This window comes from Flavobacterium succinicans LMG 10402, assembly GCF_000611675.1.
GTDB classification, from domain to species: Bacteria; Bacteroidota; Bacteroidia; order Flavobacteriales; family Flavobacteriaceae; genus Flavobacterium; species Flavobacterium succinicans.
Map to the genome: position 1 here is coordinate 1 of NZ_JATV01000020.1, position 25,168 is coordinate 25,168.

Below are 25,168 nucleotides of genomic sequence, written 5' to 3' on the forward strand. Positions count from 1 at the left end.
AGCAATGTTCGTGCGGGTTCAAGTCCCGCTCTGAGTACAAAAACAAAAAAAAACTCCATTAGAGAACCTCTAATGGAGTTTTTTGGTTGTAACAATGCCTATAAATAGGCCCATTGTAACTCCTTAACCCCGATAGCAGCGGTATCCTTGCTTGGGCGAATAAAGCCCAAACAAGATTTAGCGGATAGCGGGAACCATGTGGGATGATAATGACTCTTGTGGGGGTTACTTATTATTTTAGAATTAATACTCGATTAAATCCAGCAATTCTTTCTCGAATCTGTCTTTGGGTAAATATTGGTGTCTATTGCTCTTATCTTATAATTTTCATTTTTCTAGTGCTTTAAATTTTTTAATATATTTGATGTATGAAAATAGCATCGCAAGTAGAAAAAATTTCAAGTTTTAAACATTTAGAACTTTTGGCTTATCAAGTTGTAGAAGGCTTTGTTTCGGGGATGCATAAGAGTCCTTTTCATGGTTTTTCAGCTGAGTTTTCAGAACATAAAGTGTATAATACAGGAGAGAGTACTCGTCATGTGGATTGGAAATTATATGCGAAAACAGATCGCTTGTATTCCAAGTGTTTTGAAGAAGAAACTAATTTGAGATGTCACATCATTATTGATAATTCATCGTCGATGCATTATCCAAAACTCGATGTGAATCAAAATTTTTATGAGAATAAAATTGGGTTTTCAGTTTTAGCTGCTGCTGTTTTAATGGCGCTTTTGAAAAAACAAAGAGATGCGGTGGGATTGAGTGTTTTTTCGGATCGTTACGAATATTATGCGCCAGAGAAAGGCAGTGATCGTCATCATAGAATGTTGTTGAATACGCTCGAAAATTTGCTCGAAAATCAAACACCAAAGAAAACTACTGATACAATTACTTATTTACATCAGATAGCCGAGAAAATGCATCGTAGGTCGATGATTTTGCTTTTTACGGATATGTTCCAGTCGGATTCGATATCTTCTTCTGAGGAGAAGTTGTTTGCGGCCTTACAACATTTAAAGCATAATAAACACAAAGTGGTGTTGTTCCATGTGATGGATTATAAAACAGAATACAATTTTGATTTTGATGCTTCACCGAGAAGGTTTGTTGATCTTGAATCTGGTGAAGAAATTGCGGTTTTTGCTGACAATGTGAAAGAAGCTTACGAAATTCAAATGAAAGAGTTCACTAAAAAAGTAGCAATGAGTTGCGCTCAGAATCGGATTGTGTATGTTCCGGTGCGAGTTGATGATAATTTTGAAAAAATAATATCAACCTATTTGGTTGAAAAACAAAGTTTTGGCTAAACATGCGCTTTTTAATGAAATATTTTTGTAAAAAACACTTGTGTAAATGAAAATCTATTGTATCTTTGCAACCGCAATAAAGCAGAGGTTTGGTAGTTCAGTTGGTTAGAATACATGCCTGTCACGCATGGGGTCGCGGGTTCGAGTCCCGTCCAGACCGCTAATATTGGGAGAAGCACTTCAGAGATGAAGTGCTTTTTTGCCCTCATAAGGTATCTAAAATTAGTTGTGTTGTTTGCTACGAATTTGTAACTCGTAGCGTGGTTTAGTAGTTAGACCAATGAAAAGCTTTCCACTTTTGTGGATGGCTTTTTTGATTTACAGTGGTTTAGAAATTGACTTTATGAAAATAAATATTTTTTTTAGAATGATTTAGTAAAAGGCTTGGAAATGCGAAATTCTATTGTATCTTTGCAACCGCAATAAAGCAGGGTTTGGTAGTTCAGTTGGTTAGAATACATGCCTGTCACGCATGGGGTCGCGGGTTCGAGTCCCGTCCAGACCGCTAATATTGGGAGAAGCACTTCAGAGATGAAGTGCTTTTTTGCCCTCATAAGGTATCTAAAATTAGTTGTGTTGTTTGCTGCGAATTTGTAACTCGTAGCGTGGTTTAGTAGTTAGACCAATGAAAAGCTTTTCGTCTCGACGAACGGCTTTTTTTAGTTTTATGGAAAAAGATTTTACTAATACTTATAACAAAACTGTTCGATTGTTCCAACACAACCATAAGAAATAGCCCGCATGCATCATGCAAACCATAAATTTTACAACACTCGAGGCGATGAATCCAATAAACGAGCCAGTGGCGGCTTTAAGTGCACGATTGTGATTTTTGTGGTCATAGAGTATTTCTCCTAGAAAAGCGCCTAAGAAAGGCCCTAAAATAAACCCAAAAGGTAATGGACTTAGTAAGCCGACAAGTAGTCCAATGTTGGTGCCCCAAACGCCATAGGAACTTCCTCCATACTTTTTGGTTCCACGAGCTGGAATTACATAGTCCAAAATACTTAGTATTAGGCAAGACAATGCACTAATAGATAAAGACCAATAATTGATTGGAATTGAATCAGTAAGATATAATAGTAATAAGCCTATAAAACAAAATAGAGGGCCTGGTAAAAGCGGAATGAAACTGCCTAAAACACCTAAAATAACGAAAATAAATCCCAAAATTATAAGCAAGATGTCCATAAGAAAAAAATTAGTAATTTTGAAAAATTAAAGTACTGCATTTTTTGAGTTGTATAAATGTATCAATTTTTTTTCACAACTTCATTTTCCAACAATTATCAGCTTGAGTGTTGATTAGTTATTTCAATTTTCAGTAGTAAATTGTAAAGTACAGGTTGTTTGGCAGTCATTTATTAATTAATTATTAGTATTTTTATTTAAATATTTTTACACCCTATCAAGTTTTGAATAAAAATTATTTATATCTATTTATTTTGTTGTTCGCTTCTTGTCAATACTTTGAAAAGCAAGTTCCCTCTGAAAAGGAATTGCTCCAAAAAGAATTGAAAACGATCAATTGGAAAGAAGTCGATGAGTATCCCTCTTTGGTAGATTGTGAAAGCGTGACCGACAAGAAGCAACAACAACAGTGCTTTTTTGAGCGATTGACGCAGCTTATTCAAGAAAAATTAAGCGTAGACACCTTGGCGGCGCTGTATCCAGAGCTTGATACCATCGAAGTCAAAGTCACCGTATTCCCAAATGCAACGCTTCAATTTGAACCACAATTCCCCAAAGATTCGGTGGCTTATGATACCATCAAAATCGATAGTATTCTTCGCGCGCGTTTGGTCGGTTTTCCTAAAGTCAATCCCGCTATAAAACGAGGAATTCCTGTAAAAACACAGTTTATCTTGCCGGTAATATTAAAAGTAGAATAAATAATGCCTTTTACTTTTTCGCATCCAGCAATTGTACTTCCATTTATAAAATCTAGGAGATTATCAGCAACGGGTTTAATAGTTGGGTCTATGTGTCCTGATTTTGAGTATTTCATTAGAATGAAAGTTCAAAGCAATATTAGTCATACTTTTTTGGGCTTGTTCATTTTTAATATTCCAATTTCTTTACTATTAGCTTTGTTGTTTCATCAAATCATAAAAAAAGGATTAATAGAAAATTTGCCTTCTTTTTTTAGTTCTCGCCTTGATGTTTTAAAGAAAACAGATTGGATGGATTATTTGCGGAATAATTTCATTATCGTAGTACTTTCTATTGTTATTGGAGCTATTTCACATATTTTATGGGATGGGTTTACACATCAAACAGGTTATTTTGTTTCTCAGTTTCCTTTTCTGTTAAGTGAAATATATGCTATTCCATTCTATAAAATTCTTCAGCATTTAAGCTCTTGCGTTGGAATGGCTACTTTATTTTTCTATTTATATAAAATGCCATCATCGAATACAATCCACCACATAGTCAAAAAAAGGTATTGGGTTTTTGTTCTATTTTGGACTTTCCTGATTATGGTAATTCGATTTTGTTTTGGATTGTCAGTTGTACAATATGGAAATGTTGTTGTGAGTTTGATTTCTTCTTCAATAGTTGGGATTGCAATAAGTAGTTTTTGGATTAAAAAACGGCTATAATTCTTTAGAATCGTCTCCCTTTCCATTCGTAAGAACCAAAAACAGCATACAAAGCCACACTAGTACTAAAAAAAGGATAGAGCATGCTACTGGCTATCCAATAGTGCATTTTGGAATGACTCAAAAAACGATGGGTGGTGTAAAGTAATACCGAATCGACCATAAATTTCGTTAGCCAAAGCAATGCGACATAGAGAAACGGAATCCAACCCAAAATGCCTGTAACTAATACCAAAATCAAACTAAGATTACCTCCAAAAACGACTAGCCCTAATCCTATCCCAAACCGACTCTGATAGGAGCTAGTTTTAGAAGCCCAACGAACACGCTGATGGAACAAGGCTTTCCAGCTTTCTGTAGGTTGCGTTCGGACAATGGTTTCTTTCGATTTTAAATAGTGTACTTTTTCTGGACATTGGGCTATGGCTTTTTGTAATAAAAAAACATCATCGCCGCTGGCTATTTTGTCATTGCCTTCAAAACCATTCAATTTTTGAAAAAGAGATTTAGTATAAACAAAATTGGCGCCATTGCACATAAAACCTTTATTAATGCCAAAACTTCCAATAGTAGCGCCTTGTAAACTCGTCAAGTCCAATTGCTGAAAATGATGCAAAAACGAAGGCTTGCAGTCATAAGTTACCGCCCCAGCAATCATTTCAATTCTTTGATTTTGAATAAAAGCATCCATCGTTAGCAACCAATTTTCGGGAACTACACAATCGGCATCGGTGGTCACTATCCACTCGTTGTTGGCCAAAGGGACGCCCGTCGTGATGGCATCTTTTTTCGGAGAACTTGAAATCCGAATAGTAGTAACAATTGAAACTTTAAACTTTAAACCTGAAACTTTAAACTCTTTTTCTGAAGCATCATCAATCAATAGCACTTCAAATAAATCTGTCGGATACTTTAGTTTGGAAATACTTTCTAATAAAATCGGCAAATTTTCGGCTTCATTGCGAAAAGGCACCAAAATAGAGAAGGTGGTTTTTGGAGTCACCTCTTTTTTGGAATACAACGGTACTTGGGAACATCCGTAAATGAGCCAACTGATAGCCAGTACATAAACGATTGTTATGCCTAGTAAAACAAAAATCATTGTTTTTCTTTGATATTAATGTTTCCACCTTCTGAGGCTAGCGGGCTAAATTTCAAAACAAAATAACTTCCTATGGCTACGGGCAGCACTACATTCAAGAACCACATTAAAGTCGAAATGAAAACCACAATCCACTCGTTAACGCCCAAAATTCCAAAGAAAAAAACCGCCACACTTCCTTTTACCGCAAAATCCAAAAACTGAAAAGTTGGCAAAGACGAAGCTAGAAAATAGACCGAAGCAATCGCAGCCATCATTGTTAAATAGGGTAAGTCCACATCAAAAGCCAAAAACAAGAAATAGTATTGATGCGAGAACACCAAATAGCGACAGGTTCCAAGCAGTATGTTTTTTTGATGAATTGCTTTTGGAATCTCATTGATTTTGTGAAGTAGTTTTTCGATGGAGTAACCTTTGATGTTGATTTTCTTTGAAAAAAATACAATCAGTACGATTAATAAAAGTCCGCCAAAGAGCAGTAGCACGGTTTTCGGTTTGATAATGGCGAAAATAGCATTGAAATACAACAAGCCGAAAATGCCAAAAACGATACTTAATAACATCTGGATTCCGTTGCAAATCAGGTTTAAAAAGATGATTTTTTTGGTTGATTTTTTATCGAAATACAAGGCTTTTCCAGCGTATTCGCCCACGCCGTTTGGGGTAAATAAACCCGCAGTTAAAGCGGCCAATACTTGTTTGGTAGATTCGCCCACCGAAATAGGATGCAGAAAACGGACTAAGTTTTGCCATTTCAAAATTTCAAAATAGCGATTCAAGACACTAAACGAGAGAATGAAAAGAATGCCTCCCACGGATTGATTTTTGCGAAACAGCACGATAAACTTCTCCCAATCGAGCTGGTCATTATTGGCGAGTTGGTTGTAGATAAAATAAAACGCTCCCCCAACTATCGAAAGTTTGACTAGAAGTACAAGGAATTGTTTAGTTTTGTGTGGAATTGAAATCATCTGCCCTAATCCGCCGTGGCGTGGAATTATTGTGAGTAAAATTATTTTGCAAAGAAACAACAAACTTTGTACTTGAAACGGTAAACTTGAAACTAAAAAAATTGTCAAAAGAACGCATCATATTAGGCATCGACCCAGGGACTACCATTATGGGGTTTGGATTGATTCGGGTTATAAATAAGAAAATGGAATTTATACAGCTCAATGAGTTGATTTTGTCCAAATACGATAACCATTACCAAAAATTAAAAGTCATTTTCGAGCGTACCATTGAGTTAATCGAAACGCATCATCCTGACGAAATCGCGATTGAAGCACCTTTCTTTGGTAAAAACGTACAATCGATGTTGAAGTTAGGGCGTGCGCAAGGTGTGGCGATGGCAGCTGGACTTTCTAGAGACATTCCCATTACCGAATATGAACCCAAAAAGATAAAAATGGCCATCACCGGCAACGGAAACGCCAGCAAAGAACAAGTGGCCAAAATGCTGCAACAACTTTTAGGACTAAAAGAACTTCCCAAAAACCTCGATTCAACCGATGGTTTGGCGGCTGCGGTTTGTCATTTCTTCAATTCTGGAAAAACAATCGGCGAAAAAAGCTATTCAGGTTGGGATGCTTTTGTGAAGAATAATGAAGATAGGATTAAAAAGAAGTGATCAGTGTTCAGTTTTTAGTGTTCAGGTTGTGTAATGTAAAAAAATAGTGATTAGTTTTTAAGTGTTCATTTAAAGTAATTAGTTAGATAAAACAGATGAAATTTCAGGATTTATTAAGTTATAAAAAAGGGTTCGATGTTGCTATGGCCGTTTTTGAGTTATCGAAAAGTTTTCCAAAAGAAGAGACATATTCTTTAACAGATCAAATCAGAAGAAGTTCGAGAAGCGTAACAATTACGATTGCTGAAGCCTATAGAAAAAGAGAGTATCCTAAGTATTTTCATAGTAAATTGACCGATGCTGATGCCGAAAATTCTGAGACACAAGGCTGGTTGGAATATGCACTGGCTTGCAAGTATATAACAATAGAGTCGTTTACTAGTTTAACTGAAAGTTACAAAGAAGTTGGAAGATTGATAAATTATATGATACTAAATCCAGAAAAATTTGGAGTAAAAAAAGAGTAAGCAGTGTTCAGTCATTAGTAATCAGTTTATTATTGAACATTAAAAACTGAATACTGAACACTTTCCAATGACTGATCACTAAATCCTGACCACTGAACACTTTATCTATGAGCGGCATCTACATCCACATCCCATTCTGCAAACAAGCGTGTCACTATTGCGATTTTCATTTTTCTACTTCGATGAAGAAAAAAGAAGAGATGGTTTTGGCTATTGCCAAAGAAATACAACTTCGCAAAAGTGAGCTTCTCGACTGCGCTCGAAGTGACAAAAATGATGCTGAATTCTGGGAAGTGGAAACGATTTATTTTGGAGGAGGTACGCCTTCGGTACTGACTACGGAAGAAATTGAATTCTTGATTGCAGAAGTGTACCAGCATTACAGTGTTGTTGAAAATCCAGAAATTACCCTTGAAGCAAATCCTGATGATTTGACCAGTGAGCGAATTGTGGAATTGTCCAAAAGTTCAATCAATAGACTTAGTATTGGAATTCAGTCGTTTTTTGAAGCCGATTTAGCGATGATGAATCGCGCACACAATTCGGTAGAAGCTCAAAAATGTTTGGAACTCGCGACTCAATATTTCGATAATATTTCAATCGATTTGATTTATGGTATTCCGGGGATGAGTAATGAACAATGGCAACAAAATATCGAAACCGCTTTGCGTTTTGGTGTGCCACATATTTCGAGTTACGCCTTGACGGTAGAGCCCAAAACCGCTTTGAATACACTCATTCAAAAGGATAAAATAGACGCTCCTAAAGACGAAGTAGCCGAAGCGCATTTCCAAATACTAGTCGAAACCCTCGAGAAAAATGGTTTTATTCATTATGAGTTGTCCAATTTTGGAAAGGAAAATTATTTTTCGAAGAACAATTCGGCGTATTGGTTAGGAAAAAAATACATCGGAATTGGTCCATCGGCGCACAGTTATGATGGAATTTCGAGAAGTTGGAATGTGGCGAATAATGCTTTGTATTTGAAAGCCATTCAACAAAATCAATTGCCCAACGAAAAAGAAATCTTATCTACAGCTGACCGTTATAACGAATACATTATGACAGGATTGCGAACCATTTGGGGAGTTTCTTTAGATAGAATTGAAGCAGAATTTGGAGGAAACTATTTGGATTATCTCATAAAGCAATCTGAGAAATTCGTAAAGGATGAGTTGCTCGCTATTGAGAATAATATTCTGAAACCAACTTCTAAAGGAAAATTCTTGACTGATGGAATTGCGAGTGATTTGTTTATCCTGAACTAGTTTCAGGATCTTCTGAACTAGTTTCAGGATCTTTTGATTTTAATTGATTTTTATATGGAAAAAGGATTTACATATATTTTAACAAATAAAAATTATACTGTTCTATATGTTGGCGCAACAAAGAACTTAAAGAATAGAATAGATTGCCATAGAAATGGTACAGGTGCAGTTTTTACAAAAAAGTACAATGCTACTATTTTGATATATTTTGAAGCGTTTGATGATTTAGCAGATGCTTTTAAAAGAGAAAAGCAAATTAAAAATTGGCATAAAGAGTGGAAATGGAATCTTGAAAAACTTTCAAATCCAGAATTAAAAGATTTATATTTGAACTTATAAAAGCGTCTCCAAATGAGATGCTGAAATAAATTCAGCATAAATGAAAGCCACAATAGAACTAATTGACCAAACTGTTACAATCGACCTATCAAAACCCATTGATATTTCGATTCCTTTGACCAATACCGACGAAAATCCTATTGCTTGGTATATCGAAAAACCGGTTATTGAACCAGTAGTTTTTGGAGATTGGGTTGGGAAAGTATCGGAAGGAAGCTCATCGACCAATTTTAATAACATCTTTTTCAATCCACACGGTCACGGTACGCATACTGAATGTTTGGGGCATATCACACGTGAATTTTACAGTGTGAATCAATGTTTGCAACAGTTTTTCTTCCGTGCCGAATTGATTTCTGTGGTGCCAGAAGTGCAGGGGGAAGATTTAGTGATTACATTAAAAAGTCTCTCGACTGCGCTCGAGGTGACATTACAATCGGGTATTTCTTTTGAAGCGTTAGTAATTAGAACGCTGCCTAATTTTAAATTAAAAAAATACCAAAACTATTCGAATACCAATCCGCCGTATCTAACGGAAGAAGCGGCACATTTTATTCGTGAAATCGGCATTCAACATTTATTAATCGATTTGCCTAGTGTAGACAAGGAGAAAGATGAGGGAAAATTATTGGCGCACAAAGCGTTTTGGAATGTGAAAGATGTGAATAACCTGAATACTGATGCAAGACTGAATTGCACCATCACCGAAATGATTTATGTGCCCGATGAAGTGCTAGATGGTCCTTATGTATTGAATTTGCAAATAGCATCTTTTGAAAATGATGCCAGTCCGAGTAAACCTATTTTATACCAAATATGATTCACGTTTCTACCGATAAAGCAAAGTTGGATGTTCTTTTCATTCAAAATTTTTTGAAGGATATTTATTGGGCGGCAGGTCGAACGATTGAAGAAGTTCAAGTATGCATTGATAGTTCGGTATGTTTTGGGATTTTTAAGGATGATGTCCAAATTGGGTTTGCCAGAGTGATTACTGATTATGTAGTTTTTGCCTACGTTATGGATGTTTTTATCGCTGACGAGTATCGAGGCAAGGGATATGCTTCTATTTTGATACAAGCGATGCTGGAAGAACCGCAATTGCAACAAGTGAAAATCTGGCGATTGGCCACGACAGATGCTCATTTTCTATATCAAAAATTTGGATTTACAACCTTAGCTCATCCCGAAAAGATGATGGAAAAAATAATACTATGAATTTAGAAACATTTTATGAATACTGCTTGTCTAAAAAAGCAGTAACAGAGCATTTTCCTTTTGATGAAGATACTTTGGTTTTTAAAGTAGGAGGCAAAATGTTTGCATTGTCCTCGTTAAAACAATGGGAAAAGCAAGAACCCTCGGTGAATCTCAAGTGTGACCCCGAGCGCGCTTTAGAATTGCGTGCCAATTACGACGCCATCAATGAAGGGTATCATATGAGCAAAATACACTGGAACACCGTTGCGATTAATCAAGATGTTCCAGATGCTATGCTCAAAGCATTAATCGACCATTCGTATGACTTGGTTTTTAAAAGTCTTACGAAAAAATTACAGGCCGAAATTGCTGCTTTACCTATCGATTAGACGACGATATGTCCCCAGTTTTCACCAGATTTAATGCGGAAAATTTGCATTTCGCTGACACCAAATTGCTTGGCAATCATTTTAATCCTAGTTTTTCTGTTGGGATTTTGCAGCATCTTTTTGATCCGAATCACATTGGTTGATGTAAGCTTTCTTCCATCGGATTTGATGTTATGTGCTAGCAAATTTTTTCTTGCTTGAATCACGTGTGGACTTTTTCGGTTGTGTTCCAAAAATTCTTCGCGTGTCGCCCATTTTAAGTTTCGAAGGGAGTCGTTATCACGCACATAATCTAAATGTAGGATGTGAACCTGATCTTCGGAATGTTTTGGAATAAAATGCTCCGCAATGAGTTTGTAAAAAAAGAGATGTCGGTTGACTGGTTTTTCTCCAGAATTGATTTTGTAGCGAAAAATACGGTAGCCGTCTATCATGCTTCCTTTTAATTCACGACCTTCTTCAATTCGGTCTTTAAAACTGATGAGCCTTCCTCGGCTGGTAATTGCATAGCGCAATTGCAAGGATTCGTGTACGTCGAATTCTTTAACTTGTTCGTTTGGATATAATCGAATCATATGTGGCTTAGATTGATTTATAGCAAATATAGCTAAATAATTATGTGATTTTTAGAAATAGATAAGAAGTACTCTGTTTTTTTTTGAAAGTCCATTGTTCTTTTTTTTATATGCTTTTCATTTTTTTAATATTGTGAATAGGGTTACTTTTTTGAGGATTAATTTAGAAGGATTCTAGTCGATTCGCTTTCAAAATATTCTTCGCAAAAAAAGCGGCTGTATTCTTTTGCAGTAGCACTCATTTTTTGATAAAGAGCCTGGTTTTGTAATAGTTCGTTCAGGCGTTTGGTAAGTAGTGGGATATTTTTGCTGTCAATCAAAAAGCCATTTTCGCCTTCTTTTACTAATTCAACTACACCACCCACTGGAGGAACAATAGTTGGCAACCCATACGCCATTGCTTCTAGGATGGTAATACCAAAAGTCTCTACTGATGAACGAGTATCAGACAGATTGAGTACAATACTAGCTTCTTTATAAAACGGATGTGTGTCTGTTTGTGTTGGGTAAATAACAAGATTCTCTGGAAGGAATTCTAATTTGAAGTAGTTGTCAATTTCTTTTTGGTTGGCATCTAATACCAATTTGAATGTATAGTTTCTATTCAAGTGCGCTAGATGTAAAAATTCACTAACCCCTTTGTTTGCTTTTAATGAACAAATCATTAGAATAATTTTGCTTTCTTTTTGAGAGGTTTTAATGCCCTTGCATTGGTTTAAAAAATCTTTTTCGAGCACGTTGTAGATTACGTTACTTTTAATTTTTAGGGGTTCTTGCTCGGCTAAGAAATTAGAAACGTAAACTACTTCATTCGCTGCCCATTTTACAACACCAAAAAGAAAAAGTTTGAAAATTTTTGGAGTCAATCTGGTATCGTGTATATGGTACATGATTTTGCACCCTCGTATTTTTCCAGCCAAAGCTGCACCAAATGGCACTACAGTATTGATATAAAGAATGTCGGATTTTTTTAAATTAAAAAGAAGCTTAAAAAATAGGATACATTGGCTAGCAAGAATAAAAAGCAATCTAAAAATTGGATTTTTAACAGATGAATACCAATAATGATGTGTTGTAGTTGTATTAGATAAAAAGCCTTTTTCTCCACTACCCACATATAGTTCGGTACTGATGTGGTTTTTGGTCCAACCTTTTACTAGTTGTCTCAAAATTTTTGAACTTTCACTACAATCGTTTGATAAATGTACGGCTATAATTTTCATAATCTTAATTTGTTATAGATGTTGTGTAAATGGGGAACTTTGTTCTTTTTAATCTATGCCAATAATTGTGCAAGAATTCTAAAACTCCTGTAAGCACTAGGATTATCCGATTTATGACACTGAAAAGTTTCCAAAATTTGGATTATAGAAGGGTTAATTGGAAAAAAAAAATAAGCAGTTTCACCTTTACAATGGCCTTGTTGATTTTGGTACAAGAATCTATTATAGGTTAGTTCTTTATGGTTTGACTTTTGATAAATAACAGTGTGAATTATATGTATGGCTTTTATAACGAATCGCTTATAAAATTTAACTGCTTATTATCATGCAATTTTGTTGTATATGTTTTGTAAATAAGATTCTCTACTGTTCCAGCTGAATTTATTTTCATAGTGTTTTCGTGCTCGAGAGCTCATTATGTCTGTAAGATGTGGTATTTTGTATAGTTTTAATAGTGCCTGTTTCAAATGGATTACTGTATCAGTATAGCTTTGTACCGGTACACTAATACCTAATGAATCATCTATGAAATGACAAAATTCATCATTATTTAAACAGATAATTGGTAGCCCAAACGAAAGCGCTTCTGCGACAACCATTCCATTACCTTCATGTGAAGGGAACAGAAATACTGTAGCCTCTTGGTATTGTTCTATCAACGATTGACGATCTATCTTTTCGATGATTTCCACCAAATTTTCGACTTGATTTTCTTGGATAATTCTCAGGTATAGTTCTTTTTCTGGACCTGTTCCCACAAGAATCAGTTTACATAGTTTTTGTTCTGTATTGGGTAAAGATTTTACAAACCCAATAAAAGAATGCAAGGTTAAGTCAAAACCATTAATGGCAACAAATCGTCCTACACTTAAAACGCGAAATTGGTTGGTTTTTTTTGGTTTTTTAATATAAGAATCATCTGAGACTATTGATGGGTGTATCGAAAAGGTATTCTCTTTTAATCCCATAAAAACTGGGGTACTAGGAGTCGTACACCAAGTGTGGGCTGTTTTTTCAATTGTTTTTTTCATAGCAGGGGAATGTTTAATGACTATTTTTTTTACGAACCAATTCAATTCGTTACTCAAATGTTGTTTTTTTGAATACAGTTTTAAGTATTGTTTTTGAATACGGGGTTGATGACCGACGGGACCCAAAACCATTGGCTTATTCAATTTCCATAAAAAACTAGGCATCAGGTCGTTATGAAAATTTATATGGTGTACAATATCATAGTAAAGGGTTTGTTTTTTTATGAAAGAGACAATGCTACGCTGCCAGATGTAGTAAAAAATCCAAAATTCTAGGCCACCTTTTTCCCAGAAACGCATCCCATAGGGTAGATCAAAATATAAGAAAGTGATATTATTGAAGGCAGGATTTGTGTTTTCACTGAGGTACTTTTCTATGGAGGCTTGATTTTTTTCTCGTGTTATGGCAATCACTTTTTGATAACGTGCAATTTGAAGGATAAGATTCCATCCCATGCCATCTTCTAAATCTTTATAAGGATTTATGGAGTAGCAAGTAGCTAAAATTGTTTTGTTAGACATGATTTCTGTTTTTTATTTTGGTTGTTCCGTCAACTATCTAGATGGTATACCGCTTGTTTCCTATGTGATTTTCAGCAATGCTAGTTTAGTTTTTTGATTTCGGAATAATTATCATTCCCTGAACTGTCCGCGAGATCAAATGCAATTCATTTTGCTTATAACCAATAAATTTTACTGTATACACTATAAAAGGTGATATTTTTAAAATAAAATAGCGACTGGTTTTTAGGGTTATTTTTTCAATTAAAACATCAATCTCTGTTGCTTCGTTTCTTTTTTTAGAAGTAGATCTTCGAATTTTAGAGCTTCATATCCACTGTTTTGGATGCTATCAATATCTTCCATACTTATTAATTCTCTTGGTGCTTTTTCTTCTTTCACAAATACATCCAACGCTTCATTCCATATGGTCAATAACCAATCAATTTTAGGATTCCATTCTGCTTGTTCGGCAAATGTTTTTAAAGAATACATACAGTTGGTCAATAAATACCATTTGAGTTGATTTTTGAAGGTGTATAAATCGTGATTAAAGAGACAATTTCGGTGACTATCCACACATTGTTCTTTAAGATCTTGATAAATCGTGGCCCATTTTTTTCTGTCAACTATTACGCCTTGCTGAATTATAAAATGAAAATAATCAAAAGCATAAGGACGGTCTACTCTGGCCAATTCCCAATCATACAAAGCTATTGTGCCACCTTGTTGGTACTGATTCCAAGATGTAAAATCGCCTTGTGAAAAACTAAGCAGTACACTTTGTTTATTGGTTATCGTATTCAATAAAAATTCTATTTTATGCATTAAATTTTTAGGAATTCTATTGTCTTGAATCTCCAGAAAATCAGATTCTATTTGTCTATACCAAGGCCAATTTTCTACGGTAAGGGTGTGTTTTTTTATTGAAGCCAATTCATGCAACACTTTAAGATGGGCATCGTTAATTTTTGTGGTTCTTTTACCATCTTCAGAGACATCAGAAAGTTGAATGATATTGTGATTGACCAATCGTACTAAAGGAGTTATAAATCCTCTTGATGATTGTTGTATTACCTTCAGAATTCTATATTCGTTCTCAATTAATTGTGTTGCATTTTCGGTGCTGGCAATTTTATAGAAAGTCTTATTGGCATACAAAACAGCTTTGTCGTTTGTCCCTGAGCTACCAGTAAATAAAGCCCAATTACTTTTACAATCGAATAGAGGATTTTCGTTAACTGTATAGAACCATTTTTTTTGTTTAAAAAAAAAGCGTTGTAAGTGTAAGGAAAAAATAACCTGAATCCATTTTCTAAAAAGCCAAGAATTAATGCTGTCAGCATAGTGGAATTTTAGGAATAAAGGATCGTTGTTCTCAGAATTCCAAATCCATCTTGGTGAACCATCACGGTTATCGATGGTTGAAAGTTGGATACTCTCTTCATTTCCATTTATTTTTTTGGGTGATAAATGGTAGCCGGTTTGTTGTAAAATAGTTTTCATTTTTATGCTTTTGGGTAATACAACTGTTTGGAAAACTATGCCAAAAATAAAAACCTAGATTTTACAAGGGTTTTGTCTGTTTTTGAGAGCATTTTTTTTCCATATTTTGGAAAAAAATCGTTTTTTGGAATTTTTTTAAATAGAACCAGTCGGATTTTTTTGAGAAATTGGTTTTGAGCTGAAGTAAGGTGTGTTTGATGAAAATAGAGATCTTGACAATTGATACTATAATTGCTTTGGTCTAATACTCCAAATTACGTAAACGAAATCATGCTCATTAGAATCAGATTTCTAATGAGCATGAGTCGAGTTTCTTTGTATTTTAAAGTCGATACTACATTAGTTGAGTTGTGCTAATACTTTTCCTTTCTTTATAGAAAAAGGATGTTCTGTACTTTCATTATAAAAAAGCAAAGGTTCTTTTTTAGAAAGTAATTGTAAATCAGTGAGTTTATAAAGACCTTTTATCCCCACAAAAGTACCATCTATTTCTACTGAGAAACTTCTGGAAAGTTTAGTGCAAATCGTATAGTTTTTGAGGTACATTTCTTTGTTTAAAGGGATTTCAAAAGATTTGAACTCTTTAATTTCGGTTCCAGTTAGTTTGTTTTGGTTTTTGTATTCCAAAATGGTATAGGATTTGTAACTGCTTAAAAGTAGAAGCAATAGCACTAATGGTATTAATGTTTTCATTTTTTATTGTAGGATATTGATTTAAAAAATACTCATGAGGCGTTTGAATATTGTTGGATTTGAATAATTAGTTTCTGTTTTTACTTGACTAATTTTATGTATAATTTGAGTCATTTTATCACAAACAAACGAGTTTTTGGTTATATAATCAAAAGCACCATATTTCAAAGCATCCACAGCGGTTTTGATATTTTCTTGACCTGAAACCATTACTACATATACATTGGGATTGTGTCGTTTGATTTTTTTCAAAACTTCAAATCCTGTCAAATCATCCATATTATAGTCTAGAAAAACAATATCTGGATTTTGATCGAGATTGTTTAGGCAATCTTTACCATTGCTGAAATAAGTAATGTCGGTATAGTTAAGGTTGGAGAGATATTGTTCATAGACATTGGCACAAAAAATATCATCGTCTACAATAAAGAATTTGAATTGAGTTGGATTTTTCATAGTATACTATTTTAAATAAACTATGCCAATTCCGAGCCAAAAAGCACCAACCCCCATAAATAAAAGGATTGGTGCTTTTGGGCTTGTGCTTTTTGTCCAAAATATGGAAAATCATTCCAATTAAGTTACTTTTTTAATTCGTTTTTTTGAAGTTGCGTAATGGCTAGCGTTAAAACGAGTTTGATGTTATGAAGTAAAGCTTTAACTTCTTGTGGGTTTGTTTTTATTGCTTTTTCTAGTGTTGCAATGTCTTTCAAGACGTTACTTATTCCCAGACTTTCCACACTCGGTTTTACTTTGTGTATCAAAAGGTTGATTTTAGTAAAGTTGTTTTCTTGTAGTGCGACATCTAAATCCATGAGGATTTGAGAAGTTTGCTCTACAAATATGGTGATCATTTTTTGTACAAAATCTTCATTGCCTCTACTCAAATTTCTCAATACACCAAGATTATAAATTTTTGAAATACGGTCTGTTGTTTTAAATGACGAACTATTTTTTGGGCGGTTTACAGTGAGTTTTGCAATAGTTTCTACCAATAAAAATTCATCAAAAGGTTTGGTTACATAGTCATCCATGCCTGCATTTTTGCAGTTTTCTATTTCTGATTTGAAGGCATTAGCGGTCAAAGCGATAATAGGAGTATTGAGTTTGAATTCGTTTCGTATAATTTTTGTAGCTTCAATTCCATCCATTTCTGGCATTTGGATATCCATCAAAATGATATCAAAGGTTTGACATTTCAAAATTTCGAGTGCTTCGACTCCGTTTTCGGCTTCGGTTACTGCACAATTAAAATACTGCATCGAATTTTGAAGTACCATTCGATTCATTTTGTTGTCTTCTACCAATAAAATCGAAAGTCCTGAAATGTTTACATTGAGTTCCTTGTGGGGTTCTTTTACTTTGTCTGGACTTCCTTTTTCTAAAGGGAGTGTAATAAAAAAAGTAGTCCCGATGCCTTTTTCGCTTTCTATTTTTATGTCGCCATGCATTAACGTTACCAATTCTTTGGTTATGGCCATTCCTAAACCTGTTCCTCCAAATTTTCTTGTAACGGCTTTGTCTTCTTGAGAAAATTTCTTGAAAATGGTTTCGATGTAGTCTTGATCCATTCCAATTCCAGTATCTGTAATTTTGATTTGAATTTTCTGAAAATTGGCTTGATCAGCTATGACTTCGCATTTCAAATCGATTCTGCCTTTGTGTGTAAATTTCAATGAGTTACCTACTAAATTGAATAGAATTTGTTCTATTCGTAACGAATCGGCTTTCAATACTGGATGAATTTTTGTGTCAATACTAGCAGAAAGTCTCAATCCTTTTTGTTTGGCTAAGGGTTGTAAAACTTTGATCACTTTATCTATTGATACTTCAAAATAGAAATCTTCATTTTCGAGTTCCATTTCGCCAGCTTCAATTTTAGAAATGTCTAAAATGTTATTGAGAATGGCTAGTAAATGTCGGGAAGCAATTGTGCTATTATCAATGTATTTTTTTTGTAAATCCGTAAGATCTTGTTTGCCCAATTCTCTCAAAAAACCAATGATTGCGTTAAGAGGTGTTCGTATTTCATGGCTCATATTGGCCAAGAAAACTTCTTTAGCTTTGGAGGCTTCTTCTGCTTTTAGTTTTTGTTGGTTGAGTTCGATTTCGAGTTGTTTTTGCTCGGTTATATCGAGGTGAATCCCTACAGAGCCTACTAAATTTCCTTGATCGTCATAGTTAGGAGCGCCGCTTATGGCCCACCATTTGAGTTCACCATTTTTATCTTTTATGGGAATTTGGTACACATCTGACACCCCTTTTTGGCGAAGTTCTTTTTTTTGGTTCATGATGTCAAAATGCTCACCAAAAACAAATATTTCTGACGGATTTTTGCCTATCAAATCTTCTATATCATAACCAGACATTGTTGCAAAACTTTGATTGGTAAACTGAATGATCTCTTGATTATCTACTTCTATAAGTCCTAGATTCATATTAGAGATAATGTTGCGGTATTTTTCTTCTTGGTACTTGAGTTTGTTTTCTGCTTTTTTTCGTTCGGAAATATCCTGAATGAAGGAACAAAAAAATAGTTCTCCTTTTTCCTTTAAAGGTATAATCGCAATTTCTATTGGAAATTCTTCTCCTTGTCGGTTATAGGCGGGGAGTTCAATGTTTTTATTCAATACAGGGCCTTCTCCAGTGGATATGTAATGTTTTATACCTGCATTATGACCTTGATGATGTTGTTTTGGAATAATGGTTTCGGTTAGGGTTTTGCCCATAACTTCTTCTTTTTTCCATCCAAAAATGACTTCAGCTTGATTGTTCCAAAACGTTATTTTTCCTTTTTTGTCAATATTGATAATTGCATTTAGTGAAGCATTCATGATGTTGCGGTTGCGCTCTTCACTTTGCTCTAATAAATTTCGATTATGAATACGCTGAGTAACATCTGTATATTTCCATAGGTGTCCTTTGTATTCTTGTGAAATAATGATGGGAATATAATCTCTTTCGTAAAAAAGGTTGTCTTTGGTCTCTATTAATTCTTGAACTACTAATTGCTTCTCGTCGATGATTTTGTTAATGCGTTCAACAAATTGTTTTTCATTCTTAAAGATAAGTTTGGTGCTGCGAATTAATTCTCTACAATCTTGTCCAATCATTTCGCTAGGCGAAAGGGTAATGTTACGCATGTCACAAAAGAGTTGATTGGTAAACACAATTTTGCGATTCATATCTTCAACCATGATGCCTGATTGTAGATTTGCCAAGAGTGTTTGAAGTAGCACTAAATTTTCTGAGAGCTGGTTTTCGGCTTCTTTTCTTTTGGAAATATCTTGAAGGAAAGCACAGAAAAACGTTTCGTCGTTTTGAGTAATTGGGATGATCGATATTTCGGCCAAAAATTCGTTGCCCGATTGATGCACACCAATGAGCTCAACATGTTTGTTCAAAAAATCGTTATGACCTTCTGTTAAATATTGATAAATTGAGTATTCCCATTGTGCCTTGTTGCGCTCTGGAATCATAAATTCGGTAAACACTCTACCCAAAACTTCTTCAGAAGTATAGCCAAATGTAGCAGTAGCTTGATCGTTCCAAAACGTTATTTTTCCTTTGTCGTCAACGGTTACAATGGCATTTAGCGAGGAGTTCATTACAATACGGCTGCGTTGTTCACTTTGTGCTAATAATATTTGATTTTCTATACGTTGGGTAACATCAGTATATTTCCAAAGATGTCCTTTGTACTCTTCTGCAATGAATACGGGAATATAGTCGCGCTCAAAAAAACGACCATCTACCATTTCTAATAGTTCGTTGGTCATTATTTCCTTATCGATTAAAATTTTGGTTATTCCTTCTTTAAAGCATTCTGGATCTTTAAACAAGTGTTTGGATTGTTCTGCAGAATTGGTACAATCTAAACCCACCATATCGTCTGGGTTTACTGGTATTGAAAACATATTGCAAAACAATTGATTAGTAAAAAGAATCTTTCTGTTTTCATCTTCTACCAAAATACCAGATCGTAGGTTGGCCAAAAGAGTTTTTAAGAGTTCAACGGTTCGTGAAAGATGTTTTTCGGTGTTTTTTCGCTTCTCGATTTGTTGGTTCAAGTATTTCGAAATGAATATAATATCATCCACTTCATCCTCAGGTTTTAAGTTCTTGTAGTCGTCTTCAAGCGCTTCAAGACTATCATATAAATTAGCAATAGATTGCTGTTTGAGTTCATATTCTTTCTTAAGATTTTGATGAATTTCATGGTATTCTTTTTCGCTTTCTTTAAAAGAATGATTCATTAAATCTCGGTCTCTTTCATAAGCAGCATAGGAGCCGTTTACGGCATTCAAAAAGGCCATCATTGATGGGTTTTGCATGCAATCAGGCGAAAGGTGTTTGTTGATTTGCTTTTGTAACAGTTTATGAAGAGTAGTCATAAATTAAAGTTCATTTAAACAAGTGATGGTCATGGTTTGATTGTGTAATTCACAACCCGAAAAAGGACGCAGTGGCGAAATTTCGCCATAAGAGTAGAAACCAGAGAGTAAAGTGGTATGATTAAAAATATCAGATACGGCTTCGACTTCTTCATCAATTCGATTGCCTAAAATCACTTTTCGTCCCACACAGCTAATTAATATAGCTAGTTTAGGTGTCAATTCGTTCATGGTTAAGCAATTGTTAGCAGCATCACTAGCCGCATCTATGATTTTGTCAAAGTTAGCTTTCATGAAACGTACTTTGCTGCCAAGGGGTATATCTCCAGCAAAAGTCATCGACTGTTTTTTTTCATCAATAGACAAAATCGTGCGTACAATAACATCATCTTTATCGTTTACTTTTATCGAAAGCGGGAACAATAAGGCAGAGCCAGGTAATTCCTCAGCGTATTTTCCTAAGTAGTTTTTGTATAGTTCTAATACATTTTTGTTGTCAATTTTATAGAGTACATTTTTGTAAGATTTTGTAACGGTACGTTCCAGTCCAAAGCTTTCCCATCCACCAATCGAGCTATGTGATATTTGTAGTTTTTCGCCGTAAAAACCTATAGCGATGATCTTTCCAGATGTGGGTAATTGGTTGATCCCTACATAGGTTTTTTCAAATTTTGTGCCATCTCCAGCCAAACCACCAGTTACTAAAATTTTGCCCTCTGTAGCTTCATTAATCCCTTTTACGAGTTCACTTCCGTTTGCTTTTCCGCCATCTGAAAGCACAAAGATTAGTTTATAATCTGCTGTAGGAAGTTGTGTTATTAATGCTTTTCCGGCATCAAAACTGTTACTATAATCATCAATATTGACTTCGGATGTAGCAATTTTTGTGTTGTCAAACTGCATTGCTACAAGTGAAATGGTGTGGTCAAAAACCTCTGTATCAAATATTTCACCCGCTGATGAGGCCATAGCTAGAACTGCTTTGGGGAATTTTTCTCGAATGGCATTGTAATGAGACACATCCGAAACTAAGTCACTGGCACCAAACCCAATCACTAAATCAGCATCTTTTATGGATAGTTGTTCATTGTTGATTTCTTTTATGAAGTCTTGTTTTTCGAATAAAAAGGAAGCTACTTTCATAGTTGGTTATTTTTTTAGTTCAACGGTTTGTAACAGGTTGTAAATTGTAGATTTTCCGATGTCTAATTTTTTGGCGGTTTTCAGTACATCGTTATTGTTTTTTTTCAAAAAATGAAGAATGATTTCATCAGTGTATTGCTTTAATGTTTTTTCTTGAGAGAGGAACAAATCATTCGAGTTGATGCTGTTAAAACTCAAGTCGTCATCTGAAATTTCGTTTTCATCACACATTACACAAGCCAAATCGATGACCGATTTTAATTCTCTAATGTTACCAGGAAAGGCATACTTTAAGAGTTTATCTTTGGCTGCTTTAGTTAAGGAAAGAGGTGACATTTTGTTTTCTTTCACAAACAAGTCTATAAAATGTTTGGCCAGAAGCAAAGTGTCATTTTCTCGTTCTCTTAGTGGAGGAAGTTCTATGGGCAATCCGATGATTCTGTAATAAAGATCTTCTCTGAAATTTCCTTTTTTTACCTCTTGAGCCAAATCTTTGTGAGTAGCAATAATCAGGCGGGCATTAAATTTTATTTTGGTAGTCCCACCAACACGCACGACTTCTCTTTCTTGCAACACGCGTAATAATTTGCTTTGTAAATTCAAATCCAATTCGGCTATTTCATCCAAAAAAATGGTACCACCGTCGGCTTGTTCAAATTTGCCACTTTTTCTATCATTAGCTCCAGTGAAAGCTCCTTTTTCGTGGCCAAAGAATTCGCTTTCTACTAACTCTTTGGGTATTGCTGCCATATTTACGGCAATAAATGGTTTGTTTTTTCTATCGGAATTGTAATGAATGGCATTGGCAACAACTTCTTTTCCAGTTCCAGTTTCTCCTGTTATCGATACGTTGATATTGTTATTTATGGCTTTGTTTATTCTGTTAAAAACATTTTTGATTGCGCTGCTTTGACCGATAATAGTTTGTTCAAAACTAAATTTTTGCTCTAGTTTTTCTTTTAAAACAGCAACTTCTTGAGCAAGACTTCGGTTTTCGTTTATTTTTAAAATAGAATTCCAAAGTAAATCTTTGGTATGATTACTTTTTACAATATAATCAGTTGCGCCAGATTTTAAAAAATTAACGGCTACTTCAATATCCTCTTGACCACTAATGATGATGATCGGAATAGTGTTGTTGATTTCTTTTATACGTTTAAGTAATATGTCGCCTGTAATATCTGGAAGACCAAAATCCAAACAAATAATAGCTGGTTTTAGATGCAAATTATTAAGACATTCTTTGCCAGTGCCGTATAAAAAAACATTGAAATCTGGATTTAACTTTAGATGATATTTTAAAGTTTCTCCAAAGAAAGGGTCGTCTTCTACGATGAAAATTTTTAATTCGTCCATGTCTTTTGAGGCTAATTACTGTCTAAGTTAGTAAAAATTAGGATATTATGATATTTTTTTTGTAAGATTATTTTTTGACACTAGGCATTGTTTTAAAAAAATCTTTCAATTACTTTTAAATATTATTATATTTTAATGAAGCCAAGGTTTTTAAAATGGAGTATCTAATTTAGGTATTACTTTTGTTAAGGTATTTTGATGATGACCTAAAGAAGGTTTTAATAAACCAAAAAACAATTATTCTAGTAACTTAGTAGTACCATGAAAGAACATATTAAAAAATTTTTAAACGAAGAGCAAGATCCCAAAGCAATTGAAAAGGTTACTGCAAAACTCAACGACATTTTAATGAAAAATGAAGAAGTGGGGTACATTGCTGTTCAAAAGAAACCAGCGTTGACGGTTTTACCCGATAGTATTGTGTTGACCAATAAAAGAATTATTATTTGTCAGCCCAAAAACTTAGGGCTTTCGATGCATTTTATTGATTACACTTGGGATGAGGTAGATGGCGCTTTTGTAAAAGAGAATATTTTAGGTTCAGAGTTTACTTTTTCTACCAAAACAGAATTGCAAGTAACGATTGATTACATTCCAAAAATTCAAGCGCGCAAAATTTACACTTATGCAAAAGAACAATTGGATAGTTTGAAAAATGGAGCAACCATTCCAATCGCCGATGCAGTAATTATTCCCGAAGCTGAAATTATTGAAGAAGTAGAAACTGAGGAAGTAACAAATTTTGCAGAGATTATGCCAGCAACAACCACTCACGAGGCTAGTTTTGTAACCGAAGCAGAGCCTGTTTCTAGTGCCGGTTTGAACCAAGAAGAATTGTTTGCCAAATTGCAGAATTATAAAAAGCTATTAGACAACGGTTTGATTTTACAAGGTGAGTACGACGCTTTTAAGAAGGAAATCTTGAGTCAGATGTAATTTATTAAACCCCCAAATTACTAAAACATTAAAAAACCAAAAGTCAAAAGTGTATAGCCCTATTGACTTTTGGTTTTTTAACAAGATTTAAATAAGTTATTTAGTAGGCGCCTAAATAAAAACTGCCTGAAGCTGCTTTTAGTTTTGCACCTTTTGTAATTGATTTGGTTTTCCAGTTTACAATGTAAATATTTCCATCTTTACCTGCTGGTGTAAAGGGTAAATACACATTATCACCTATAAGTCCTATGTTTTGAAATTGACCAAAAGTAGTTGTTAATGCTGGATCAGTTTCTACCTCTGTTGTTAACTTTGTTGCTGATCTGGTATTCAAATCTATTAGTGCAACATACCCGCCATTAGTTCCCGTTACGGTATACATAACAATAGCAATACCGTCTTTAATATATCTCCACGCTTTAATACTAGCTCCCGTAGTGTTTAATGCAGTATTTAAATTAAAATGATAAGATGCATCATATTCGTTTGTTGATTTACTGATTCGAAGAATATCTGGACCAGATGTAGCAGTTGCTTGGTACAAATTGCCATCAGTGCCTACATACTGTGTCAAGGTGCGGTAGCCTAAATTATCAATTATGCTTTTATCAGAGATGATAATTTTCGGATTTTTTAAAGAAGGATAATCCACCACATACGAAACTGTTCCTAAATCTCTGTTAGTTGTAGTTGCCCAACCTGTAATGGCACCAGTTGTAGCATTTGTAGTTACGGTACCATTAACATTATGTCTTCTGATGCCCACCCCTATGTACAGTTTAGTTTTCGATTCGTTTAAAACGGGTACGTCAGCTCTCCAGATGTGGTATCCCTTTGATTCTAAATCGGCTCCTAAATCAACATTGATCGCTCCGGTATTTGTAATTGCCGTATTGTTTAAGTCAATATTGGCAATTTTAATTACTCCTTTTGGATTTCTATATACATAATTAGGAGCTGTTCCTGTAAAAGGTTCTAGTGCGTCTCCAAACGAGACACCTACTCCAACACCTTCTGCAGCTTTTACCCAGCGTGGTGATGTTCCTAAAATTACTGAAGTGTTCAATTCAAATCCTACTTCTTCAAATTTTCCAGCGCCAGTTACGCTATATTTATTAAAAACACCGCCCTCGGTACCAGTATACTGAATATTGTATAAAAATTTTCCATCTGCTGATGCTTGTACGCGAGCAGTTCGGCTTGATTTTAATGCAAAACCTTCCACGTAAGTAGATCCGTTCAGTTTAAATAAATCAACTACATAATCTGGATTAGCAGCATTTTGAGGGGTTATCGCATAGGCGCGTGTTCCTCCGTTACCAGCCGTTCCTGCAGCATCTGGGAATGATCCGGTAAGTGTAATCCATCGTGTGGCATCAACTGCTGGAGGTGCAACAGTTTCTGAGTCGTCATTGCTGCAACTTCCTAAAGTAAGTGCTGTCATTACAGTACTTAAGACTGTTATTTTAAATAGATTTTTTTTCATGATATTGATTTTAATTTGA

The 25,168-nt window shown here is 34.7% G+C and carries 24 protein-coding genes and 2 tRNA genes; 13 read left to right on the forward strand and 13 right to left on the reverse strand.

Annotated elements, in window-relative coordinates; all coding sequences use genetic code 11:
* Positions 1-368: 368 nt before the first annotated feature.
* The 3 genes from AO58_RS0115465 to AO58_RS0115480 all read left to right on the forward strand — a co-directional run bounded on the left by AO58_RS0115465 (position 369) and on the right by AO58_RS0115480 (position 1,812).
* Positions 369-1,307 carry a DUF58 domain-containing protein gene (locus AO58_RS0115465; protein ID WP_024982562.1) on the forward strand — a complete coding sequence of 313 codons (939 nt, stop codon included), beginning with the start codon at positions 369-371 and terminating at the stop codon, positions 1,305-1,307.
* An 86-nt stretch (positions 1,308-1,393) separates the two neighbouring features.
* Positions 1,394-1,467, forward strand: a tRNA-Asp gene (locus AO58_RS0115470).
* Between the two features lie 271 nt (positions 1,468-1,738).
* Positions 1,739-1,812: transfer RNA gene (locus tag AO58_RS0115480), tRNA-Asp, on the forward strand.
* Between the two features lie 185 nt (positions 1,813-1,997).
* Here the strand turns inward: AO58_RS0115480 and AO58_RS0115485 are convergent.
* Positions 1,998-2,498, reverse strand: coding sequence for a DUF456 domain-containing protein (locus AO58_RS0115485; RefSeq protein WP_024982563.1), 501 nt, complete (start codon positions 2,496-2,498; stop codon positions 1,998-2,000).
* Between the two features lie 224 nt (positions 2,499-2,722).
* On the opposite strand from AO58_RS0115485, the gene AO58_RS0115490 reads away from it, so the two are divergent.
* Positions 2,723-3,199 (forward strand): hypothetical protein, encoded by a 477-nt coding sequence (locus AO58_RS0115490; RefSeq protein ID WP_024982564.1) that lies wholly within the window; start codon positions 2,723-2,725, stop codon positions 3,197-3,199.
* Positions 3,200-3,202: 3 nt separating this feature from the next.
* The gene (locus AO58_RS0115495; protein ID WP_024982565.1) at positions 3,203-3,910 is read left to right on the forward strand and encodes a DUF4184 family protein; all 708 of its coding nucleotides are present in this window, start codon (positions 3,203-3,205) and stop codon (positions 3,908-3,910) included.
* 4 nt (positions 3,911-3,914) lie between these two features.
* On the opposite strand, the gene AO58_RS0115500 is transcribed toward AO58_RS0115495, so the two are convergent.
* Positions 3,915-5,012 carry a glycosyltransferase family 2 protein gene (locus AO58_RS0115500; protein ID WP_024982566.1) on the reverse strand — a complete coding sequence of 366 codons (1,098 nt, stop codon included), beginning with the start codon at positions 5,010-5,012 and terminating at the stop codon, positions 3,915-3,917.
* Positions 5,009-5,983 carry a lysylphosphatidylglycerol synthase domain-containing protein gene (locus AO58_RS0115505; RefSeq protein ID WP_024982567.1) on the reverse strand — a complete coding sequence of 325 codons (975 nt, stop codon included), beginning with the start codon at positions 5,981-5,983 and terminating at the stop codon, positions 5,009-5,011. The genes AO58_RS0115500 and AO58_RS0115505 overlap by 4 nt, the downstream gene beginning before the upstream one ends.
* A 101-nt stretch (positions 5,984-6,084) precedes the next feature.
* Here AO58_RS0115505 and ruvC point away from each other — a divergent pair, with 101 nt between their 5' ends.
* The 7 genes from ruvC (at position 6,085) to AO58_RS0115540 (ending at position 10,305) form a co-directional block, all read left to right on the forward strand.
* Complete coding sequence (gene ruvC, locus AO58_RS0115510) at positions 6,085-6,642, forward strand: crossover junction endodeoxyribonuclease RuvC (protein ID WP_024982568.1); 558 nt, start codon at positions 6,085-6,087, stop codon at positions 6,640-6,642.
* A gap of 95 nt (positions 6,643-6,737) precedes the next feature.
* The gene (locus tag AO58_RS0115515; RefSeq protein WP_024982569.1) at positions 6,738-7,109 is read left to right on the forward strand and encodes a four helix bundle protein; all 372 of its coding nucleotides are present in this window, start codon (positions 6,738-6,740) and stop codon (positions 7,107-7,109) included.
* A 107-nt stretch (positions 7,110-7,216) separates the two neighbouring features.
* Positions 7,217-8,377, forward strand: a complete 1,161-nt coding sequence (gene hemW / locus AO58_RS0115520) for a radical SAM family heme chaperone HemW (RefSeq protein WP_024982570.1) — start codon at positions 7,217-7,219, stop codon at positions 8,375-8,377.
* Between the two features lie 54 nt (positions 8,378-8,431).
* Complete coding sequence (locus AO58_RS0115525) at positions 8,432-8,716, forward strand: GIY-YIG nuclease family protein (protein WP_024982571.1); 285 nt, start codon at positions 8,432-8,434, stop codon at positions 8,714-8,716.
* Between the two features lie 40 nt (positions 8,717-8,756).
* Positions 8,757-9,536 (forward strand): cyclase family protein, encoded by a 780-nt coding sequence (locus AO58_RS0115530; protein WP_024982572.1) that lies wholly within the window; start codon positions 8,757-8,759, stop codon positions 9,534-9,536.
* Complete coding sequence (locus AO58_RS0115535; protein ID WP_024982573.1) at positions 9,533-9,934, forward strand: GNAT family N-acetyltransferase; 402 nt, start codon at positions 9,533-9,535, stop codon at positions 9,932-9,934. The genes AO58_RS0115530 and AO58_RS0115535 overlap by 4 nt, the downstream gene beginning before the upstream one ends.
* Positions 9,931-10,305, forward strand: coding sequence for an MmcQ/YjbR family DNA-binding protein (locus tag AO58_RS0115540; RefSeq protein ID WP_024982574.1), 375 nt, complete (start codon positions 9,931-9,933; stop codon positions 10,303-10,305). The genes AO58_RS0115535 and AO58_RS0115540 overlap by 4 nt, the downstream gene beginning before the upstream one ends.
* On the opposite strand, the gene AO58_RS0115545 is transcribed toward AO58_RS0115540, so the two are convergent.
* The 9 genes from AO58_RS0115545 to AO58_RS0115590 all read right to left on the reverse strand — a co-directional run bounded on the left by AO58_RS0115545 (position 10,302) and on the right by AO58_RS0115590 (position 22,727).
* Complete coding sequence (locus AO58_RS0115545) at positions 10,302-10,880, reverse strand: hypothetical protein (protein ID WP_024982575.1); 579 nt, start codon at positions 10,878-10,880, stop codon at positions 10,302-10,304. The two genes, AO58_RS0115540 and AO58_RS0115545, sit on opposite strands and share 4 nt — an antisense overlap.
* Before the next feature lie 158 nt (positions 10,881-11,038).
* On the reverse strand, positions 11,039-12,103 hold the full coding sequence (locus AO58_RS0115550; RefSeq protein ID WP_024982576.1) for a glycosyltransferase family 4 protein: 1,065 nt from the start codon (positions 12,101-12,103) through the stop codon (positions 11,039-11,041).
* Positions 12,104-12,426: 323 nt separating this feature from the next.
* Complete coding sequence (locus AO58_RS0115555) at positions 12,427-13,656, reverse strand: glycosyltransferase family 4 protein (RefSeq protein ID WP_024982577.1); 1,230 nt, start codon at positions 13,654-13,656, stop codon at positions 12,427-12,429.
* A gap of 243 nt (positions 13,657-13,899) precedes the next feature.
* Positions 13,900-15,141, reverse strand: coding sequence for a hypothetical protein (locus AO58_RS0115560; protein WP_024982578.1), 1,242 nt, complete (start codon positions 15,139-15,141; stop codon positions 13,900-13,902).
* Between the two features lie 339 nt (positions 15,142-15,480).
* The gene (locus tag AO58_RS0115570) at positions 15,481-15,834 is read right to left on the reverse strand and encodes a hypothetical protein (protein WP_024982579.1); all 354 of its coding nucleotides are present in this window, start codon (positions 15,832-15,834) and stop codon (positions 15,481-15,483) included.
* A gap of 21 nt (positions 15,835-15,855) precedes the next feature.
* Complete coding sequence (locus AO58_RS0115575; RefSeq protein ID WP_024982580.1) at positions 15,856-16,290, reverse strand: response regulator; 435 nt, start codon at positions 16,288-16,290, stop codon at positions 15,856-15,858.
* Positions 16,291-16,415: 125 nt separating this feature from the next.
* Positions 16,416-20,228, reverse strand: coding sequence for a PAS domain S-box protein (locus AO58_RS17665; protein ID WP_024982581.1), 3,813 nt, complete (start codon positions 20,226-20,228; stop codon positions 16,416-16,418).
* A gap of 3 nt (positions 20,229-20,231) precedes the next feature.
* Positions 20,232-21,371, reverse strand: a complete 1,140-nt coding sequence (locus AO58_RS0115585; RefSeq protein ID WP_024982582.1) for an FIST signal transduction protein — start codon at positions 21,369-21,371, stop codon at positions 20,232-20,234.
* A 6-nt stretch (positions 21,372-21,377) separates the two neighbouring features.
* Entirely contained in the window at positions 21,378-22,727 is a 1,350-nt protein-coding gene (locus AO58_RS0115590; protein ID WP_024982583.1) for a sigma-54-dependent transcriptional regulator, read from the reverse strand.
* Between the two features lie 261 nt (positions 22,728-22,988).
* Between AO58_RS0115590 and AO58_RS0115595 the strand changes: the two genes are divergently transcribed.
* Positions 22,989-23,663, forward strand: coding sequence for a PH domain-containing protein (locus AO58_RS0115595; protein ID WP_024982584.1), 675 nt, complete (start codon positions 22,989-22,991; stop codon positions 23,661-23,663).
* Positions 23,664-23,763: 100 nt separating this feature from the next.
* Here the strand turns inward: AO58_RS0115595 and AO58_RS0115600 are convergent, their stop codons facing one another.
* Positions 23,764-25,149: a DUF4374 domain-containing protein gene (locus AO58_RS0115600; RefSeq protein WP_024982585.1), complete on the reverse strand. Its 1,386-nt coding sequence runs from the start codon at positions 25,147-25,149 to the stop codon at positions 23,764-23,766.
* Positions 25,150-25,168 lie beyond the last annotated feature (19 nt).

Bases quoted from the DNA above. Each gene is read 5' to 3' on its own strand.
- AO58_RS0115465 (WP_024982562.1), top strand. From the start codon at position 369: ATGAAAATAGCATCGCAAGTAGAAAAAATTTCAAGTTTTAAACATTTA.
- AO58_RS0115485 (WP_024982563.1), bottom strand. From the start codon at position 2,498: ATGGACATCTTGCTTATAATTTTGGGATTTATTTTCGTTATTTTAGGT.
- AO58_RS0115495 (WP_024982565.1), top strand. From the start codon at position 3,203: ATGCCTTTTACTTTTTCGCATCCAGCAATTGTACTTCCATTTATAAAA.
- AO58_RS0115500 (WP_024982566.1), bottom strand. From the start codon at position 5,012: ATGATTTTTGTTTTACTAGGCATAACAATCGTTTATGTACTGGCTATC.
- AO58_RS0115505 (WP_024982567.1), bottom strand. From the start codon at position 5,983: ATGATTTCAATTCCACACAAAACTAAACAATTCCTTGTACTTCTAGTC.
- AO58_RS0115515 (WP_024982569.1), top strand. From the start codon at position 6,738: ATGAAATTTCAGGATTTATTAAGTTATAAAAAAGGGTTCGATGTTGCT.
- hemW (WP_024982570.1), top strand. From the start codon at position 7,217: ATGAGCGGCATCTACATCCACATCCCATTCTGCAAACAAGCGTGTCAC.
- AO58_RS0115525 (WP_024982571.1), top strand. From the start codon at position 8,432: ATGGAAAAAGGATTTACATATATTTTAACAAATAAAAATTATACTGTT.
- AO58_RS0115530 (WP_024982572.1), top strand. From the start codon at position 8,757: ATGAAAGCCACAATAGAACTAATTGACCAAACTGTTACAATCGACCTA.
- AO58_RS0115535 (WP_024982573.1), top strand. From the start codon at position 9,533: ATGATTCACGTTTCTACCGATAAAGCAAAGTTGGATGTTCTTTTCATT.
- AO58_RS0115540 (WP_024982574.1), top strand. From the start codon at position 9,931: ATGAATTTAGAAACATTTTATGAATACTGCTTGTCTAAAAAAGCAGTA.
- AO58_RS0115545 (WP_024982575.1), bottom strand. From the start codon at position 10,880: ATGATTCGATTATATCCAAACGAACAAGTTAAAGAATTCGACGTACAC.
- AO58_RS0115550 (WP_024982576.1), bottom strand. From the start codon at position 12,103: ATGAAAATTATAGCCGTACATTTATCAAACGATTGTAGTGAAAGTTCA.
- AO58_RS0115555 (WP_024982577.1), bottom strand. From the start codon at position 13,656: ATGTCTAACAAAACAATTTTAGCTACTTGCTACTCCATAAATCCTTAT.
- AO58_RS0115560 (WP_024982578.1), bottom strand. From the start codon at position 15,141: ATGAAAACTATTTTACAACAAACCGGCTACCATTTATCACCCAAAAAA.
- AO58_RS0115570 (WP_024982579.1), bottom strand. From the start codon at position 15,834: ATGAAAACATTAATACCATTAGTGCTATTGCTTCTACTTTTAAGCAGT.
- AO58_RS0115575 (WP_024982580.1), bottom strand. From the start codon at position 16,290: ATGAAAAATCCAACTCAATTCAAATTCTTTATTGTAGACGATGATATT.
- AO58_RS17665 (WP_024982581.1), bottom strand. From the start codon at position 20,228: ATGACTACTCTTCATAAACTGTTACAAAAGCAAATCAACAAACACCTT.
- AO58_RS0115585 (WP_024982582.1), bottom strand. From the start codon at position 21,371: ATGAAAGTAGCTTCCTTTTTATTCGAAAAACAAGACTTCATAAAAGAA.
- AO58_RS0115590 (WP_024982583.1), bottom strand. From the start codon at position 22,727: ATGGACGAATTAAAAATTTTCATCGTAGAAGACGACCCTTTCTTTGGA.
- AO58_RS0115595 (WP_024982584.1), top strand. From the start codon at position 22,989: ATGAAAGAACATATTAAAAAATTTTTAAACGAAGAGCAAGATCCCAAA.
- AO58_RS0115600 (WP_024982585.1), bottom strand. From the start codon at position 25,149: ATGAAAAAAAATCTATTTAAAATAACAGTCTTAAGTACTGTAATGACA.